Consider the following 14,883-nt stretch of genomic DNA (forward strand, 5'->3'; position numbering starts at 1 on the left):
AGCGCCTCGACCGCGACGTCCCTACAGCTCCGTCACCGAGCCGCCGGCAGCGGTGATCTTCTCCTTGGCCGACGCGCTGAACGCGTGCGCCGACACCTGGAGGGCGACCCCGCCCAGCTCCCCGGTACCGAGTACCTTCACCGGCTGGCCCTTGCGGACGGCGCCGGCCTGGACCAGCTCCAGCGGACCGACCTGGCCGCCCTCCGGGAACAACTCGGCGAGCCGGTCCAGGTTGACCACCTGGAACACGACCTTGAACTTGTTCTTGAAGCCCTTCAGCTTCGGCAGCCGCATGTGGATGGGCATCTGCCCACCCTCGAACGCCGCCGAGATGTTCTTCCGGGCCTTGGAACCCTTGGTACCGCGACCGGCGGTCTTCCCCTTGGAACCCTCACCGCGACCCACCCGGGTCTTCTCGGTCTTGGCTCCGGGGGCCGGGCGCAGGTGGTGGACCTTGATCGTCATTACTCGACCTCCTCGACCTTCACGAGGTGGCTCACGGTGAAGATCATGCCCCGAATCTCGGGGCGGTCCTCCTTGACCACCACGTCGTTGATCCGCTTGAGACCGAGCGACCGCAGCGACTCGCGCTGGTTGTGCTTGGTCCCGATGCCGGACCGGACCTGGGTCACCTTCAGGCGTGCCATCAGGCCGTCACCCCCGCCTGGGCCGCCAGCATGGCGGCCGGGGCGACGTCCTCGACCGGCAGGCCCCGACGCTTCGCGACCGCCTCCGGCGACTCCAGCCCCTTCAGGGCCGCCACGGTGGCGTGCACGATGTTGATCGGGTTGGACGAGCCGAGGCTCTTGGAGAGTACGTCGTGGATGCCCGCGCACTCCAGCACGGCCCGAACCGGACCACCGGCGATGACGCCCGTACCGGCGCTGGCCGGCTTCAGCAGCACCACGCCGGCGGCGTCCTCGCCCGTCACCGGGTGCGGGATCGAGGCACCGATCCGGGGCACCTTGAAGAAGTGCTTCTTGGCCTCCTCGACGCCCTTGGCGATCGCCGCGGGCACCTCCTTGGCCTTTCCGTAACCCACACCGACCGTGCCGTCGCCGTCGCCCACGATCACCAGGGCGGTGAAGCTGAAGCGACGACCACCCTTCACGACCTTGGCAACCCGGTTGATGGCGACGACCCGCTCAAGGTGCGGCGTCTTCTCGGCGGGCGCGTTTCCGCGGCCGCCCTCACGGCGGTTGTCGCGGCGACCACCCTCGTTGCCACCGGACCCGCCGCCACGGCGCTGTTGACCTGGCATCAGCAGCCTTCCTCTCTCCTCGTGACGGGGTTAGTTTCGATCCTCGTCTGACTGCGCATCAGATGCCGTCAGAACTCGAGCCCGGCTTCGCGGGCCGCGTCGGCCAGCGCAGCGATCCGCCCCGCGTACTGGTTGCCACCGCGGTCGAAGACGACCTTGCCGATCCCGGCCGCCTTGGCCCGCTCGGCGACGAGCGCGCCGACCTTGCCGGCCAGGGCGCTCTTGTCGCCCTCGGTACCCCGGATCGACTCGTCCAGGGTCGAGGCCGAGACCAGGGTGTGCCCCTTGCCGTCGTCGACGATCTGCGCGGTGATGTTCCGCAGCGAGCGGGTGACCACGAGACGCGGCCGCTCGGCGGTGCCGACGACGGTCTTGCGGACCCGGAAGTGCCGACGCGCCCGCCCGATGGCGCGCTTGGCGGCGACCCCGCGGCGACGCTTGAGCAGTGTGGCGGTCACTTCTTACCTGCCTTTCCAGCCTTGCGACGAATCACTTCGCCCTGGTACTTGACGCCCTTGCCCTTGTACGGCTCCGGCGGGCGGATCTTGCGGATGTTGGCGGCCACCTCGCCGACCTGCTGCTTGTCGATGCCGGCAATGTGGAACAGGGTGGGCCGCTCGACGGTGAAGGTGATCCCGGCCGGGGCCTTCACCTGCACCGGGTGCGAGAACCCGAGCGCGAACTCCAGGTCGCTGCCCTTGGCGGTGACCCGGTAGCCGGTGCCGGCGATCTCCAGGGTCTTGCGGTAGCCCTCGGTCACCCCGGTGATCATGTTCGCCACCAGCGTACGGCTCAGGCCGTGCAGTTCCTTGGCCTTGCGCTCGTCGTTCGGCCGGTTGACGTGCAGCTGGCCGTCCTCGCCCCGCTCGGCCGTGATCGGCTCCGCCAGGGTGTGCGACAGCTCGCCCTTGGGTCCCTTGACCTTGACGGTCGAGCCGTCGATGGTCACCTCGACGCCGGACGGCACCGGGATCGACTTACGTCCAATACGCGACATTTCTCTCTGTCTCCCGTTACCAGACGAAGGCGAGGACTTCCCCGCCCACGCTCCGCTTGCGGGCCTGCCGGTCGGTCAGCAGCCCCTGGGACGTCGAAATGATCGCCACGCCCAGTCCACCGAGCACCCGCGGGAGCCCGTCCGACTTGGCGTACACCCGGAGGCCGGGCTTGGACACGCGCTTGATGCCGGCCAGGCTCCGCTCCCGGTTCTGGCCGTACTTCAGCTCGACGACCAGTCGCTTGCCGACGGCGCCCTCCTCGGGCTCCTCGACCGCCCAGGTCGCGATGTAGCCCTCGGACTTGAGGACTTCGGCGATGTTCGCCTTGATCTTCGAGTAGGGCATCGTCACCCGGTCGTGGTACGCCTGGTTGGCGTTACGCAGACGCGTCAGCATGTCTGCGATCGGGTCGGTCATCGTCATGGATCTCGTCAGCCTTTCTCGCCGGGGTTCCCGGGGCAGTGGCCCGGGCCTACGGCGTTGCGATCCTCGCCCCGGATATCGGTCGGGACGTGGCTGGGCCCAAAGCGGGTGGCGTCGCGGTCCTCGCTCCGCCACCCACGGATGGGGCGCAGTGTCACCAGGAAGCCTTCGACACGCCGGGCAGCTCACCGCGGTGGGCCATCTCCCGGATGCAGACCCGGCAGAGGCCGAACTTGCGGTAGACCGCCTTCGGCCGCCCGCAACGCTGGCAGCGGGTGTACGCGCGAACCGAGAACTTCGGCTTCGCGGCGGCCTTGAGGATCAGCGCCTTCTTCGCCATATCAGTCCTCAGTTCTCCTTGTTTCGATCCGTCACGGCCGCTCAGCTCTCCTTGAACGGGAAGCCGAGGAGCTTGAGCAGCGCCCGGCCCTCGTCGTCGGTCTTGGCGGTGGTCACCACCGTGATGTCCATGCCCCGTACGCGGTCGATCCGGTCCTGGTCGATCTCGTGGAACACCGACTGCTCGGTCAGGCCGAACGTGTAGTTGCCGTGCCCGTCGAGCTTGCGCCCGTCCAGACCACGGAAGTCCCGGATCCGGGGCAGCGCGATCGAGAGCAGCCGGTCCAGGAACTCCCACATCCGGTCGCCGCGCAGGGTCACCTTGGCACCGATCGGCATGCCCTCGCGGAGCTTGAACTGCGCGATGGACTTGCGGGCCCGGCGTACCTGCGGCTTCTGGCCGGAGATGGTGGCCAGGTCGCGTACGGCGCCGTCGATCAGCTTCGCGTCCCGGGCCGCCTCGCCGACGCCCATGTTGACGACGATCTTGACCAGCCCGGGCACCTGCATCGGGTTGCCGTACTGGAACTGCTCGCGGAGCTGGCCCGCGATCTCCTCGCGGTACCGCTGCTTGAGCCGGGGCAGCGTCTTGGTCTCGGTTGCCGTCATCACAGGTCCTTACCGGTGCTACGCGCGATGCGGACCTTCTGGCCACCCTCGTCGATCCGGTACCCGACCCGCGTCGGGTTGCCGTCGGAGTCCACGACCATCACGTTCGAGACGTGGATCGCGGCCTCCTGCGTGACGATGCCACCGGTCTTCGCACCGCGCTGGGTGGTGCGGATGCGGGTGTGCTTCTTGACCCGGTTCACGCCCTCGACCAGGACCTTGTCCTGCCGCGGGTAGGCCGCGATGACCTTGCCCTTGGCACCCTTGTCCTTGCCGGCGATGACGACGACCGTGTCGCCCTTCTTGACCTTCACGGTTTACAACACCTCCGGCGCGAGCGAGATGATCTTCATGAACCGCTTGTCCCGCAGCTCACGGCCAACCGGGCCAAAGATACGGGTACCGCGCGGGTCGCCACCATCTTTGATGATCACGGCCGCGTTCTCGTCGAATCGGATGTACGAGCCGTCCGGCCGCCGCTTCTCCTTGGCGGTGCGGACGACGACCGCCTTGACGACGTCGCCCTTCTTCACACCGGCACCGGGGATGGCGTCCTTGACCGTGGCCACGATGACGTCGCCGATGCTCGCGTAGCGCCGACCGGAGCCACCGAGTACCCGGATGCACAGGATCTCCCGGGCACCCGTGTTGTCGGCGACGCGCAGTCGCGACTCCTGCTGAATCACGTCTATCTCCTATGTCTGCCAGTTCTCAGCCGGCGGCTTCTCCGACCCTGACTCCGTCGGGGCTAAGTCCCCGGCCGGCTGAGCTTGGCGGAACCCTTGAGCCTGCCGTACGGCTCTTACTTGGCCTTCTCGAGGATCTCCACGACCCGCCACCGCTTGGTGGCGGACAGCGGACGGGTCTCCATGATCAGCACCCGGTCGCCGGTGCCGCACGCGTTCTGCTCGTCGTGCACCTTCAGCTTGCTGGTGCGGCGCATGACCTTGCCGTACAGCGCGTGCTTGACCCGGTCCTCGACCTCGACGACCACGGTCTTTTCCATCTTGTCGCTGACCACGAGGCCCTCGCGGACCTTACGCTGGGCCCGCGCCTTGGCGGTGGTTTCGTCACTCATGATGCAGTCACCTCAGTCGGCGCGGCCGAAAGCCCAAGCTCACGCTCACGCATGATCGTGTAGATCCGGGCGATCTCCCGGCGGATGACCTGGAGCCGGCGGTTGTTGTCCAGCTGACCGGTCGCCGACTGGACACGGAGGTTGAACAGCTCCGCCTTGGCCTCCCGGAGCCGGCTCACCAGCTCCTCCTCGGAGAGCTCACGCAGCTCGCCGGCTTTCACGCCCGCGGCCATCAGCTTTCACCCACTTCGCGCGTCACAATGCGGCACTTCATCGGGAGCTTGTGGATCGCGCGACGCATCGCCTCTCGCGCGATCTGCTCGTTGGGGAAGGACATCTCGAAGAGCACCCGCCCCGGCTTGATGTTGGCCACCCACCACTCGGGCGAACCCTTACCGGAACCCATCCGGGTTTCGGCCGGCTTCTTGGTCAGGGCCTGGTCCGGGAAGACGGTGATCCAGACCTTGCCACCACGCTTGATGTGCCGGGTCATCGCGATACGGGCCGCTTCGATCTGCCGGTTGGTCAGATACGCGGACTCGAGCGCCTGGATTCCGAACTCGCCGAACACCACCCGGGTGCCACCCTTCGCCGCGCCATGGCGGTCGGGGTGGTGCGGCTTGCGGAAGCCCTTCGGGGGCTTGCGCGGCATCAGCATCTGTCAGCCCTCCTGCGCTGAGCTGTCCGTCGTCGCCGCGGCGGTAGCCGGCGCGGCGGTGTCGTTCGTCGCCTCGGCGGGCGTACCGGAGATCTCCGCCTGCGCGGCCCGGCCCGCCTCGGTGCCACCGGCGGTGGTGCCGGAGGAGCCGGAGCGGCCACGACGCGGCCGGTCGGGACGGTCGCCCCGCTCGCGGCGCGGACGCGCCGGACCCGCCTCGGCCGGGGCCTCCCGACCGGGTACGGCGTCGCCCTTGTAGATCCAGACCTTCACGCCGATCCGGCCGAAGGTGGTCCGGGCCTCGAAGAAGCCGTACTCGATGTTGGCCCGCAGCGTGTGCAGCGGCACCCGGCCCTCGCGGTAGAACTCGGTACGGCTCATCTCAGCGCCGCCGAGCCGGCCGGAGACCTGCACCCGGATGCCCCGCACGATCGGGTTCTTCATCGCGGACTGCATGGCCTTACGCATCGCCCGCCGGAAGCTGACCCGGCTGGAGAGCTGCTCGGCCACGCCCTGCGCGACGAGCTGCGCGTCCGACTCCGGGCTCTTCACCTCGAGGATGTTGAGCTGCACCTGCTTGCCGGTCAGCTTCTCCAGCTCGCCACGGATCCGGTCGGCCTCCGCACCCTTACGGCCGATGACGATGCCCGGCCGGGCGGTGTGGATGTCGACCCGGACCCGGTCCCGGGTCCGCTCGATGTCGACCTTGGAGATGCCGGCCCGCTCCAGGCCCTTGGACATCATCCGCCGGATCTTGACGTCCTCGGCGATGTAGTCCTTGTAGAGCTTGTCCGCGTACCAGCGGGACTTCCAGTCGGTCGAGATGCCGAGCCGGAACCCGTGCGGGTGAACCTTCTGACCCATTACTCGGCACCCTCCGTCTTGCTCTGCGTCTCCGCTGCCTCGGTCGTCGGCTCGGCCTCGGCCGGCGCGGTCGCCTTGGCCGGGGCGGCCTTCTTCGCCGCGCCCCGCCCGGCCGACGCCGTCGGCGCCACGGCCTCCACCACGATGGTGATGTGGCAGGTCCGCTTGCGGATCCGGTACGCCCGGCCCTGGGCCCGCGGCTGGAACCGCTTCATCGTCGGGCCCTCGTCCACGAACGCCTCGCTGACGAGCAGCGCGTCGGGGTCCAGCCGCTCGTTGTTCTCCGCGTTGGCGATCGCGCTCGCGAGCACCTTGTAAACCTGCTCACTCGCCGCCTGCGGCGCGAACTGCAGCACCGTGAGCGCCTCCTTCGCGGGCAGACCGCGGACGAGGTTGACCACCCGGCGCGCCTTGGTCGGCGAGATGCGCACGTGTCGCGCAACCGCCCGCGCGCCCGGAAGCACCGGAGCGTCGCCCTTTACTGGCATCGCTGAAACCCCTTGATCCTTTATCCGTGGTCGGCGCTCAGCGCCGGCGACTCTTCCGGTCGTCCTTCTCGTGACCCTTGAACGTACGGGTCAGCGCAAACTCACCGAGCTTGTGCCCGACCATCGCCTCGGTGATGAACACCGGGACGTGCTTGCGCCCGTCGTGCACGGCGATCGTGTGCCCGAGCATGTCCGGGATGATCGTCGAGCGGCGCGACCAGGTCTTGATGACGTTCTTCGAGCCCTTCTCGTTCTGCGTCTCCACCTTCTTGAGCAGGTGGTCGTCGATGAACGGGCCCTTCTTCAGGCTGCGAGGCATGTCTACCTATCTCCCTTAGCCGCGCTTACGGGTGGCGTAGCGGCGGCGGACGATGAGGCGGTCGCTCGCCTTGCCCTTCTGCCGGGTACGACCCTCGGGCTTACCCTGCGGGTTCACCGGGTGACGACCACCGGAGGTCTTACCCTCACCACCACCGTGCGGGTGGTCGACCGGGTTCATCGCCACACCACGGACGGTCGGGCGACGGCCCTTCCAGCGCATCCGGCCGGCCTTGCCCCAGTTGATGTTTGACTGGTCGGCGTTGCCGATCTCGCCGATGGTGGCCCGGCAGCGCACGTCCACCCGCCGAATCTCGCCGGAGGGCATCCGCAGCGTGGCGTACGCGCCCTCCCGGCCCAGCAGCTGGATGCCGACGCCGGCCGAGCGGGCCAGCTTGGCGCCACCGCCGGGACGCAGCTCCACCCCGTGGATCGTGGAACCGACCGGGATGTTGCGCAGCGGCAGGTTGTTGCCCGGCTTGATGTCGGCGCCCGGACCGGACTCGACCCGGTCGCCCTGCTTCAGGTCCTTCGGCGCGATGATGTACCGCTTCTCGCCGTCGGCGTAGTGCAGCAGCGCGATCCGCGCGGTGCGGTTCGGGTCGTACTCGATGTGCGCGACCTTCGCCGGCACGCCGTCCTTGTCGACCCGCTTGAAGTCGATCAGACGGTACTGCCGCTTGTGCCCGCCACCGTGGTGCCGCGTGGTGATCCGGCCGTGGGCGTTGCGCCCGCCCTTCTTCGGCAGCGGAACCAGCAGCGACTTCTCCGGGGTCGACCGGGTGATCTCGGCGAAGTCGGCGACGCTGGAGCCACGCCGGCCCGGCGTCGTCGGCTTGTACTTACGGATAGCCATTGTCTATACCCCTCAGCTGACCGGGCCGCCGAAGGCCTCGATACGGTCACCGTCAGCCAGCTTCACCATCGCCCGCTTGGTGTTCTTGCGCTTGCCGTACCCGGTGCGGGTGCGCTTGCGCTTGCCCTCGCGGTTGAGCGTGTTCACCGTCAGGACGCGCACGTCGAAGATCTGCTGAATCGCGATCTTGATGGCGGTCTTGTTGGCGTCCGGGTGCACCAGGAAGGTGTACCAGTTCTTGTTCAGCTCGCTGTAGCTCTTCTCCGAGACGACCGGCGCGAAGATGATGTCCCGCGGGTCGGCGATGGTGCTCACTTGTCGCTCTCCTCACCCTGCGTCCCACCGCGGACACCCAGGAACTCGTCCAGGGCCTCCTTGGTGAAGACCACGTCGTCGGCCACCAGCACGTCGTACGTGTTGAGCTGGCCGGCCTCCAGCAGGTGCACCCGGGGCTCGTTGCGCAGCGAGAGCCAGTTCAGCTCGTCGGTGCTGCTGAGCACCACCAGCACCCGCTTGGCCTCGGTCACCTTGCGCAGCGCGGTGAGGGCCGCCTTGGTCGACGGCTTCTCGCCGCTGACGAGGGTCTCGACCACGTGCACCTGGCCGCCGCGGGCCCGGTCCGAGAGGGCGCCACGCAGCGCGGCGGCCTTCATCTTCTTCGGGGTCCGCTGGCTGTAGTCACGCGGGACCGGCCCGTGCACGACGCCACCGCCGGCGAACTGCGGCGCGCGGATCGAACCCTGCCGGGCCCGACCGGTGCCCTTCTGCTTGTACGGCTTCTTGCCGCCACCGGCGACCTCGCCGCGGGTCTTCACCTTGTGCGTGCCCTGCCGCGCGGCGGCGAGCTGGGCGACCACGACCTGGTGCATCAGCGCGATGTTCGCCTGCACGTCGAAGACCTCGGCGGGCAGCTCGACGGAGCCGCTCTTGGTGCCCTCGGCGTCCAGCACGTCAACGGTGGTCACTTGGCGACACCGCCCTTCTTCGCCTCGGCCTTCGCCGCCGAGCGGACCAGCACCAGCGCGCCCTTGGGGCCGGGGATGGCACCGCGGACCAGCAGCAGGTTGTTCTCCGGGTCCACCGCCTGGATGGTGAGGTTCTGCACGGTGTAGCGCGCCCCACCCATCCGGCCGGCCATCCGGACGCCCTTGAAGACCCGACCCGGGGTGGCGCAGGCGCCGATCGAGCCCGGCGAGCGGTGCTTGCGCTCGACACCATGGCTGGCGCGCAGGCCGTGGAAGCCGTGCCGCTTCATGACACCGGCGAAGCCCTTGCCCTTGGTCCGGCCGGTCACGTCGATCGGCGTGCCGACGGCGAACGCCTCGACGCTGACCTCCTGGCCCAGCTCGTAGTCCGCGGCGTCGGTGGTGCGCAGCTCGACGATGTGCCGGCGCGGCGCCACGTCCGCCTTGGCGTAGTGGCCGGTGATCGGCTTCTTGACCTTCCGGGGGTCGATCGCGCCGTACGCCAGCTGGACCGCGGAGTAGCCGTCCTTCTCAGCGGTGCGAACCTGGGTGACGACACACGGTCCGGCCTGCACCACGGTCACCGGGACAACCTTGTTGTTGTCCCAGACCTGGGTCATGCCGAGCTTGGCGCCCAGGATGCCCTTCACTTGCCTGTCCATTAGTCCGGTCCCTACAGCTTGATCTCGATGTCGACGCCAGCCGGCAGGTCGAGGCGCATGAGCGAGTCGACCGTCTTGGGGGTCGGGTCGATGATGTCGATCAGACGCTTGTGCGTGCGCATCTCGAAGTGCTCACGCGAGTCCTTGTACTTGTGCGGCGAACGGATCACGCAGAAACGGTTGATCTCCGTGGGCAGCGGCACCGGGCCCGCGACCTGAGCCCCGGTACGCGTCACCGTCTCAACGATCTTGCGCGCCGAGGAGTCGACCACCTCGTGGTCGTACGCCTTGAGCCGGATGCGGATCTTCTGTCCCGCCATGGTGGCCTCTGTTCCTTCTCTCGCCTTGTCCGTCCCGCCCGCCCGCTCCAGCGGAGCCGCTCTCCCGGGGGAGCGGGATGTGCCATGCCGGGCTCGGGCGCTGCCCAGGTCCCGTGCTGTCCGACCCCCGCGGTCGGGCGTGTCGCACCCCGGGGCCGGACTCCACCCCGGAAAGTCCGAGGCGGTCCCGCCCGTGCGGGAAGTATCGGGGCGCCGGGAGTAGATCAACTACCTCCGGACGCCCAGCAAGGGTGGCTGACTGCTGGGCAGCCAGCCACCCCGCCGGTACGCAACCTGACTAGTATGCCGTACTACCGCACGGCAACGCTAATCGGGGTTACCTGAATTACCTGAATTACTTGACGATCTTGGTGACGAACCCGGCGCCGACCGTCCGGCCACCCTCACGGATCGCGAACTTGAGGTTCTCCTCCATCGCGATCGGCTGGATCAGCTTGACGGCCATCGTGGTGTTGTCACCCGGCATGACCATCTCGGTGCCCTCGGGCAGCGTGACGACACCGGTAACGTCCGTGGTCCGGAAGTAGAACTGCGGACGGTAGTTCTGGAAGAACGGGGTGTGCCGGCCACCCTCCTCCTTGGAGAGGATGTAGACGGTCGCCTCGAACTCCGTGTGCGGGGTGGTGGTGCCGGGCTTGACGACCACCATGCCGCGCTCGACGTCCTCGCGCTTGATGCCCCGGAGCAGCAGACCGACGTTCTCGCCCGCGCGGGCCTCGTCGAGCAGCTTGCGGAACATCTCGATGCCGGTGCAGACCGTCTTCTGCGACTTCTCCCGGATACCGACGAGCTCGACTTCCTCGTTCGGCTTGAGGATGCCGCGCTCGGCGCGACCGGTCACCACGGTGCCCCGGCCGGTGATCGTGAAGACGTCCTCGATCGGCATCAGGAACGGCTTCTCGGTCTCCCGCTCCGGCTGCGGAATGGCGGTGTCGACGGCGCTCATCAGGTCCATGAGCTTGTCGGTCCACTCCGGGTCGCCCTCCAGCGCCTTCAGCGCCGAGACCCGGACGACCGGCAGGTCGTCACCGGGGTACTCCTGCGCCGAGAGCAGCTCGCGGACCTCGAGCTCGACCAGCTCGAGCAGTTCCTCGTCATCGACCATGTCGCTCTTGTTCAGCGCCACGACGATGTAGGGAACGCCGACCTGACGGGCCAGCAGCACGTGCTCGCGGGTCTGCGGCATCGGGCCGTCGGTCGCCGCGACCACCAGGATCGCGCCGTCCATCTGCGCGGCACCGGTGATCATGTTCTTGATGTAGTCGGCGTGACCGGGGCAGTCGACGTGTGCGTAGTGCCGCGCCTCGGTCTGGTACTCGACGTGTGCGATCGAGATCGTGATACCCCGGGCCTTCTCCTCCGGCGCCTTGTCGATCTCGTCGAACGGCGTGTACGGGTTCAGGTCCGGCATCTTGTCGTGCAGGACCTTGGTGATGGCCGCCGTCAGCGTCGTCTTACCGTGGTCGATGTGACCAATGGTGCCGATGTTGACGTGCGGCTTAGTCCGCTCGAACTTCGCCTTCGCCACTGGTGTCCTCCTGTGGACTTCTTGGTTCGTACGCCCGGCACGCCATTCGGCGCTCAGGACTCTGTCGACAGCCTTTCCGACCGAGGATTCCCGGCCGGGAAGTCATGTGGGTCTTGCGGCGGTGAAACCTTCAGGCCCGGTCTAGCAGCCCGGCCCGTGGGCGCCGCGGGCGAGATTACCCGCCTGCGGCACTCGCGGTATCACCGGCCCGGCAGCGGGTCAGTGCGCGTTTCCGCTCACTCACCCGTCGCCTTCGCGATGATCTCCTTCGCCACGCTCGCGGGAACCTCGGCGTAGGAGTCGAACTGCATGCTGTAGCTAGCCCGGCCCTGGGTCTTCGACCGCAGGTCGCCGACATAGCCGAACATCTCCGACAGCGGCACCAGTGCCCGGACGATGCGAGCGCCGCTGCGCTCCTCCATCGCCTGGATGATGCCTCGGCGGGAGTTCAGGTCGCCGATCACGTCGCCCATGTTCTCCTCGGGCGTGGTGACCTCGACGGACATCATCGGCTCGAGCAGTGCCGGGTCGGCCTTGCGGGCCGCCTCCTTCAGCACCATCGAACCGGCGATCTTGAAGGCCATTTCCGACGAGTCGACCTCGTGGTACTGGCCGTCGAGCAGGGTCAGCTTCAGACCGACCAGCGGGAAGCCGGCGAGGATGCCGTACTGCATGGCGTCCTGCGCACCGGCGTCCACCGAGGGGATGAACTCCCGCGGAATCCGCCCACCGGTGACCGCGTTCGCGAACTCGTACGTCGGCGAGTCGTTGTCCAGCGGCAGCGGCTCCAGGCTGACGATGACCCGGGCGTACTGCCCCGAACCACCGGTCTGCTTCTTGTGGGTGTACTCGATCTTCTCCACCTTGCGGCGGATGGTCTCGCGGTATGCCACCTGCGGCTTGCCGATGTTCGCCTCGACGTTGAACTCGCGGCGCATCCGGTCCACCAGGATGTCCAGGTGCAGCTCGCCCATGCCGGAGATGACGGTCTGGCCGGTCTCCTCGTCGAGCTTGACCCGGAAGGTCGGGTCCTCCTCGGCAAGCCGCTGGATGGCGGTGCCCAGCTTCTCCTGGTCGGCCTTGGTCTTCGGCTCGATCGCGACCTCGATGACCGGCTCCGGGAAGGTCATCGACTCCAGGATGACCGGGTTCGCCGGGTCGCAGAGGGTGTCGCCGGTGGTGGTCTGCTTCAGACCCTGCACCGCGATGATGTCGCCAGCCTGGGCCGAGCTGCGCTCTTCCCGCTTGTTGGCGTGCATCTGGTAGATCTTGCCGATCCGCTCCTTGCGGTCCTTGGTGGAGTTGATCACCTGCGATCCGGACTCCACCGTGCCCGAGTAGACGCGGACGTAGGTCAGCTTGCCCAGGTGCTTGTCAGTCTGGATCTTGAAGGCCAGCCCGGAGAACGGCTCCTTCTTGTCCGGCTTACGCAGCATCGGGGTCTCGCCGTCGGTCGCGACGCCCTCGATCGCCGGTACGTCCAGCGGCGACGGCAGGTAGTCCACCACCGCGTCGAGCATCGGCTGGACGCCCTTGTTCTTGAAGGCCGAGCCGCAGAGCACCGGGTTGGCCTTGCCTGCGATGGTTGCCCGCCGGATGGCGGCCTTGATCTCCTCGACGGAGAGTTCCTCGCCCTCGAGGTACTTCTCCATCACCGAGTCGTCGACGTCGGCGAGGGTCTCGATCAGCTTCTCGCGCCCCTCGGCGGCGGCGTCAGCGAGGTCGGCCGGGATCTCCTCGACCGCGTAGTCCTCGCCCTTCTGGGTCTCGCCGCGCCAGGTCAGCGCACGCATCCCGATCAGGTCGACGACACCGATGTGGTCGCCTTCCAGGCCGATCGGCACCTGGAGCACCAGCGGGGTGGCGTTGAGCCGCTCGATCATCATCTGCACGCAGCGGTTGAAGTCCGCCCCGGTCCGGTCGAGCTTGTTGACGAAGCACATCCGGGGAACGTTGTACTTGTCGGCCTGACGCCAGACGTTCTCCGTCTGCGGCTCCACGCCGGCGACACCGTCGTAGACAGCCACCGCACCGTCGAGCACCCGCAGCGACCGCTCGACCTCGACCGTGAAGTCGACGTGGCCGGGCGTGTCGATGATCTGGATCGTGTGGCCCTTCCACTCACACTTGGTGGCGGCGGAGGTGATGGTGATCCCCCGCTCCTGCTCCTGCTCCATCCAGTCCATGACGGCGGCGCCCTCGTGGACCTCACCGATCTTGTAGGTGATGCCGGTGTAGAACAGGATCCGCTCGGTGGTAGTGGTCTTACCGGCATCGATGTGCGCCATGATGCCGATGTTGCGTACGTTGGCGAGCGCGTCTGCGGCGGCCACTTCAATCCCTACTTGTCGTCTCGTCGTCGTCTCGTCGGTGTGATCGCGACCCTTGCCGGGCTCCGGCGCGGCGGACCGCGCCGGAACCCGGATGGCCGTTACCAGCGGTAGTGCGCGAAGGCCTTGTTGGACTCGGCCATCTTGTGGGTGTCCTCACGCCGCTTGACGGCGGCGCCAAGACCGTTGCTCGCGTCCAGCAGCTCGTTCATCAGCCGCTCGACCATCGTCTTCTCCCGGCGGGCGCGGGAGTAGGTGACCAGCCAGCGCAGCCCGAGGGTGGTGGCCCGAGTGGGCTTCACCTCGACCGGCACCTGGTAGGTCGCGCCACCGACCCGGCGGCTGCGCACCTCCAGGGTCGGCTTCACGTTGTCCATCGCCCGCTTGAGGGTGACCACCGGGTCGGTGCCGGACTTCTCCCGGCAGCCCTCCAGGGCCTCGTAGACGATGCGCTCGGCGAGCTGACGCTTGCCGCGGAGCAGGATCTTGTTCACCAGCTGGGTGACCAGCGGGGAGTTGTAGACCGGGTCGGCGACCAGCGGCCGGCGCGGAGCAGGGCCCTTACGCGGCATGTCAGCTCTTCTCCTTCTTCGCGCCGTAGCGGCTGCGCGCCTGCTTGCGGTTGCGGACGCCCTGGGTGTCCAGCGAACCGCGGACGATCTTGTAACGCACGCCCGGAAGGTCCTTCACCCGGCCGCCACGGACCAGCACGAGGGAGTGCTCCTGGAGGTTGTGCCCGACGCCCGGGATGTAGGCGGTCACCTCGATCTGGCTGCTGAGCTTCACCCGAGCGACCTTGCGCAGCGCGGAGTTCGGCTTCTTGGGGGTGGTGGTGTACACGCGCGTGCACACGCCGCGCCGCTGAGGACTCCCCTTCAGCGCCGGCGTCTTGGTCTTGCTCGTCTTCGCCTGGCGGCCCTTGCGGACCAACTGCTGGATGGTGGGCACCGGGTTTTCCGCTCCCTTCGGCCGCCCTCTGCGACCGCGCCGTTGTCTTTAGCCCCCCGCGCGGGTGGCTCTCCTACATTCCCACCAGGGCCGTCTTGCGACGGTCCCGGCACCCGCGGTCGGGCGTGTCGCCCGCTCGCGGTTTCCGCCGTCGCTCGTCGACGCCGGATTCCAGCTCGTCGGCACGCTGGGGCGTAGCCGACTCGTTTCGACTTTG

The 14,883-nt window shown here is 68.0% G+C and carries 25 protein-coding genes; all 25 read right to left on the minus strand.

What is annotated here, in order from left to right:
• Positions 1–21 precede the first annotated feature (21 nt).
• Positions 22–465: a 50S ribosomal protein L15 gene (gene rplO, locus Pma05_RS28990; RefSeq protein ID WP_203860661.1), complete on the minus strand. Its 444-nt coding sequence runs from the start codon at positions 463–465 to the stop codon at positions 22–24.
• Positions 465–647, minus strand: a complete 183-nt coding sequence (gene rpmD, locus Pma05_RS28995; protein ID WP_013735939.1) for a 50S ribosomal protein L30 — start codon at positions 645–647, stop codon at positions 465–467. Before rpmD ends, rplO begins: the two co-directional genes overlap by 1 nt.
• Positions 647–1,261 (minus strand): 30S ribosomal protein S5, encoded by a 615-nt coding sequence (gene rpsE, locus Pma05_RS29000; protein WP_101368132.1) that lies wholly within the window; start codon positions 1,259–1,261, stop codon positions 647–649. Before rpsE ends, rpmD begins: the two co-directional genes overlap by 1 nt.
• A 68-nt stretch (positions 1,262–1,329) precedes the next feature.
• Positions 1,330–1,719 carry a 50S ribosomal protein L18 gene (gene rplR / locus Pma05_RS29005; protein ID WP_203860662.1) on the minus strand — a complete coding sequence of 130 codons (390 nt, stop codon included), beginning with the start codon at positions 1,717–1,719 and terminating at the stop codon, positions 1,330–1,332.
• Positions 1,716–2,258 carry a 50S ribosomal protein L6 gene (gene rplF, locus Pma05_RS29010; RefSeq protein WP_203860663.1) on the minus strand — a complete coding sequence of 181 codons (543 nt, stop codon included), beginning with the start codon at positions 2,256–2,258 and terminating at the stop codon, positions 1,716–1,718. The genes rplR and rplF overlap by 4 nt, the downstream gene beginning before the upstream one ends.
• A 16-nt stretch (positions 2,259–2,274) precedes the next feature.
• On the minus strand, positions 2,275–2,682 hold the full coding sequence (gene rpsH / locus Pma05_RS29015; RefSeq protein WP_093403619.1) for a 30S ribosomal protein S8: 408 nt from the start codon (positions 2,680–2,682) through the stop codon (positions 2,275–2,277).
• 154 nt (positions 2,683–2,836) lie between these two features.
• Positions 2,837–3,022 (minus strand): type Z 30S ribosomal protein S14, encoded by a 186-nt coding sequence (locus tag Pma05_RS29020; protein ID WP_007073023.1) that lies wholly within the window; start codon positions 3,020–3,022, stop codon positions 2,837–2,839.
• A 41-nt stretch (positions 3,023–3,063) separates the two neighbouring features.
• Complete coding sequence (gene rplE, locus Pma05_RS29025; protein ID WP_372441572.1) at positions 3,064–3,633, minus strand: 50S ribosomal protein L5; 570 nt, start codon at positions 3,631–3,633, stop codon at positions 3,064–3,066.
• Positions 3,630–3,944 carry a 50S ribosomal protein L24 gene (rplX, locus tag Pma05_RS29030; RefSeq protein ID WP_203860665.1) on the minus strand — a complete coding sequence of 105 codons (315 nt, stop codon included), beginning with the start codon at positions 3,942–3,944 and terminating at the stop codon, positions 3,630–3,632. Before rplX ends, rplE begins: the two co-directional genes overlap by 4 nt.
• Before the next feature lie 3 nt (positions 3,945–3,947).
• Positions 3,948–4,316, minus strand: coding sequence for a 50S ribosomal protein L14 (gene rplN / locus Pma05_RS29035; protein ID WP_007073026.1), 369 nt, complete (start codon positions 4,314–4,316; stop codon positions 3,948–3,950).
• Between the two features lie 116 nt (positions 4,317–4,432).
• Positions 4,433–4,708, minus strand: coding sequence for a 30S ribosomal protein S17 (rpsQ, locus tag Pma05_RS29040; RefSeq protein WP_203860666.1), 276 nt, complete (start codon positions 4,706–4,708; stop codon positions 4,433–4,435).
• The gene (rpmC, locus tag Pma05_RS29045) at positions 4,705–4,941 is read right to left on the minus strand and encodes a 50S ribosomal protein L29 (RefSeq protein ID WP_101368138.1); all 237 of its coding nucleotides are present in this window, start codon (positions 4,939–4,941) and stop codon (positions 4,705–4,707) included. The genes rpsQ and rpmC overlap by 4 nt, the downstream gene beginning before the upstream one ends.
• A complete protein-coding gene (gene rplP / locus Pma05_RS29050; RefSeq protein ID WP_192765393.1) occupies positions 4,941–5,366 on the minus strand; it encodes a 50S ribosomal protein L16 in 426 nt (141 codons plus the stop codon). Before rplP ends, rpmC begins: the two co-directional genes overlap by 1 nt.
• Positions 5,367–5,369: 3 nt before the next feature.
• Positions 5,370–6,230 carry a 30S ribosomal protein S3 gene (gene rpsC, locus Pma05_RS29055; protein ID WP_203860667.1) on the minus strand — a complete coding sequence of 287 codons (861 nt, stop codon included), beginning with the start codon at positions 6,228–6,230 and terminating at the stop codon, positions 5,370–5,372.
• Complete coding sequence (gene rplV / locus Pma05_RS29060; protein WP_203860668.1) at positions 6,230–6,718, minus strand: 50S ribosomal protein L22; 489 nt, start codon at positions 6,716–6,718, stop codon at positions 6,230–6,232. Before rplV ends, rpsC begins: the two co-directional genes overlap by 1 nt.
• Before the next feature lie 37 nt (positions 6,719–6,755).
• The gene (rpsS, locus tag Pma05_RS29065; protein ID WP_101368142.1) at positions 6,756–7,037 is read right to left on the minus strand and encodes a 30S ribosomal protein S19; all 282 of its coding nucleotides are present in this window, start codon (positions 7,035–7,037) and stop codon (positions 6,756–6,758) included.
• A 15-nt stretch (positions 7,038–7,052) separates the two neighbouring features.
• Positions 7,053–7,892, minus strand: a complete 840-nt coding sequence (rplB, locus tag Pma05_RS29070; protein ID WP_203860669.1) for a 50S ribosomal protein L2 — start codon at positions 7,890–7,892, stop codon at positions 7,053–7,055.
• Positions 7,893–7,904: 12 nt separating this feature from the next.
• Positions 7,905–8,207 carry a 50S ribosomal protein L23 gene (rplW, locus tag Pma05_RS29075; RefSeq protein WP_101368144.1) on the minus strand — a complete coding sequence of 101 codons (303 nt, stop codon included), beginning with the start codon at positions 8,205–8,207 and terminating at the stop codon, positions 7,905–7,907.
• On the minus strand, positions 8,204–8,857 hold the full coding sequence (gene rplD / locus Pma05_RS29080; RefSeq protein WP_203860670.1) for a 50S ribosomal protein L4: 654 nt from the start codon (positions 8,855–8,857) through the stop codon (positions 8,204–8,206). Before rplD ends, rplW begins: the two co-directional genes overlap by 4 nt.
• A complete protein-coding gene (gene rplC / locus Pma05_RS29085) occupies positions 8,854–9,519 on the minus strand; it encodes a 50S ribosomal protein L3 (protein ID WP_203860671.1) in 666 nt (221 codons plus the stop codon). Before rplC ends, rplD begins: the two co-directional genes overlap by 4 nt.
• Positions 9,520–9,530: 11 nt before the next feature.
• On the minus strand, positions 9,531–9,839 hold the full coding sequence (gene rpsJ / locus Pma05_RS29090; protein ID WP_007073037.1) for a 30S ribosomal protein S10: 309 nt from the start codon (positions 9,837–9,839) through the stop codon (positions 9,531–9,533).
• Between the two features lie 355 nt (positions 9,840–10,194).
• Positions 10,195–11,388: an elongation factor Tu gene (tuf, locus tag Pma05_RS29095; RefSeq protein WP_203860672.1), complete on the minus strand. Its 1,194-nt coding sequence runs from the start codon at positions 11,386–11,388 to the stop codon at positions 10,195–10,197.
• A gap of 236 nt (positions 11,389–11,624) precedes the next feature.
• A complete protein-coding gene (gene fusA, locus Pma05_RS29100) occupies positions 11,625–13,721 on the minus strand; it encodes an elongation factor G (protein ID WP_203860673.1) in 2,097 nt (698 codons plus the stop codon).
• A 98-nt stretch (positions 13,722–13,819) separates the two neighbouring features.
• Entirely contained in the window at positions 13,820–14,290 is a 471-nt protein-coding gene (gene rpsG, locus Pma05_RS29105) for a 30S ribosomal protein S7 (protein ID WP_203860674.1), read from the minus strand.
• A gap of 1 nt (position 14,291) precedes the next feature.
• Positions 14,292–14,666 carry a 30S ribosomal protein S12 gene (rpsL, locus tag Pma05_RS29110; protein ID WP_101368150.1) on the minus strand — a complete coding sequence of 125 codons (375 nt, stop codon included), beginning with the start codon at positions 14,664–14,666 and terminating at the stop codon, positions 14,292–14,294.
• Positions 14,667–14,883 lie beyond the last annotated feature (217 nt).

It is taken from the genome of Plantactinospora mayteni, assembly GCF_016862935.1.
Taxonomy (GTDB): Bacteria; Actinomycetota; Actinomycetes; order Mycobacteriales; family Micromonosporaceae; genus Plantactinospora; species Plantactinospora mayteni.

Bases quoted from the DNA above. Each gene is read 5' to 3' on its own strand.
- rplO (WP_203860661.1), bottom strand. From the start codon at position 465: ATGACGATCAAGGTCCACCACCTGCGCCCGGCCCCCGGAGCCAAGACC.
- rpmD (WP_013735939.1), bottom strand. From the start codon at position 647: ATGGCACGCCTGAAGGTGACCCAGGTCCGGTCCGGCATCGGGACCAAG.
- rpsE (WP_101368132.1), bottom strand. From the start codon at position 1,261: ATGCCAGGTCAACAGCGCCGTGGCGGCGGGTCCGGTGGCAACGAGGGT.
- rplF (WP_203860663.1), bottom strand. From the start codon at position 2,258: ATGTCGCGTATTGGACGTAAGTCGATCCCGGTGCCGTCCGGCGTCGAG.
- rpsH (WP_093403619.1), bottom strand. From the start codon at position 2,682: ATGACGATGACCGACCCGATCGCAGACATGCTGACGCGTCTGCGTAAC.
- Pma05_RS29020 (WP_007073023.1), bottom strand. From the start codon at position 3,022: ATGGCGAAGAAGGCGCTGATCCTCAAGGCCGCCGCGAAGCCGAAGTTC.
- rpsQ (WP_203860666.1), bottom strand. From the start codon at position 4,708: ATGAGTGACGAAACCACCGCCAAGGCGCGGGCCCAGCGTAAGGTCCGC.
- rpmC (WP_101368138.1), bottom strand. From the start codon at position 4,941: ATGGCCGCGGGCGTGAAAGCCGGCGAGCTGCGTGAGCTCTCCGAGGAG.
- rplP (WP_192765393.1), bottom strand. From the start codon at position 5,366: ATGCTGATGCCGCGCAAGCCCCCGAAGGGCTTCCGCAAGCCGCACCAC.
- rpsC (WP_203860667.1), bottom strand. From the start codon at position 6,230: ATGGGTCAGAAGGTTCACCCGCACGGGTTCCGGCTCGGCATCTCGACC.
- rplV (WP_203860668.1), bottom strand. From the start codon at position 6,718: ATGCCAGTAAAGGGCGACGCTCCGGTGCTTCCGGGCGCGCGGGCGGTT.
- rpsS (WP_101368142.1), bottom strand. From the start codon at position 7,037: ATGCCTCGCAGCCTGAAGAAGGGCCCGTTCATCGACGACCACCTGCTC.
- rplB (WP_203860669.1), bottom strand. From the start codon at position 7,892: ATGGCTATCCGTAAGTACAAGCCGACGACGCCGGGCCGGCGTGGCTCC.
- rplC (WP_203860671.1), bottom strand. From the start codon at position 9,519: ATGGACAGGCAAGTGAAGGGCATCCTGGGCGCCAAGCTCGGCATGACC.
- rpsJ (WP_007073037.1), bottom strand. From the start codon at position 9,839: ATGGCGGGACAGAAGATCCGCATCCGGCTCAAGGCGTACGACCACGAG.
- rpsG (WP_203860674.1), bottom strand. From the start codon at position 14,290: ATGCCGCGTAAGGGCCCTGCTCCGCGCCGGCCGCTGGTCGCCGACCCG.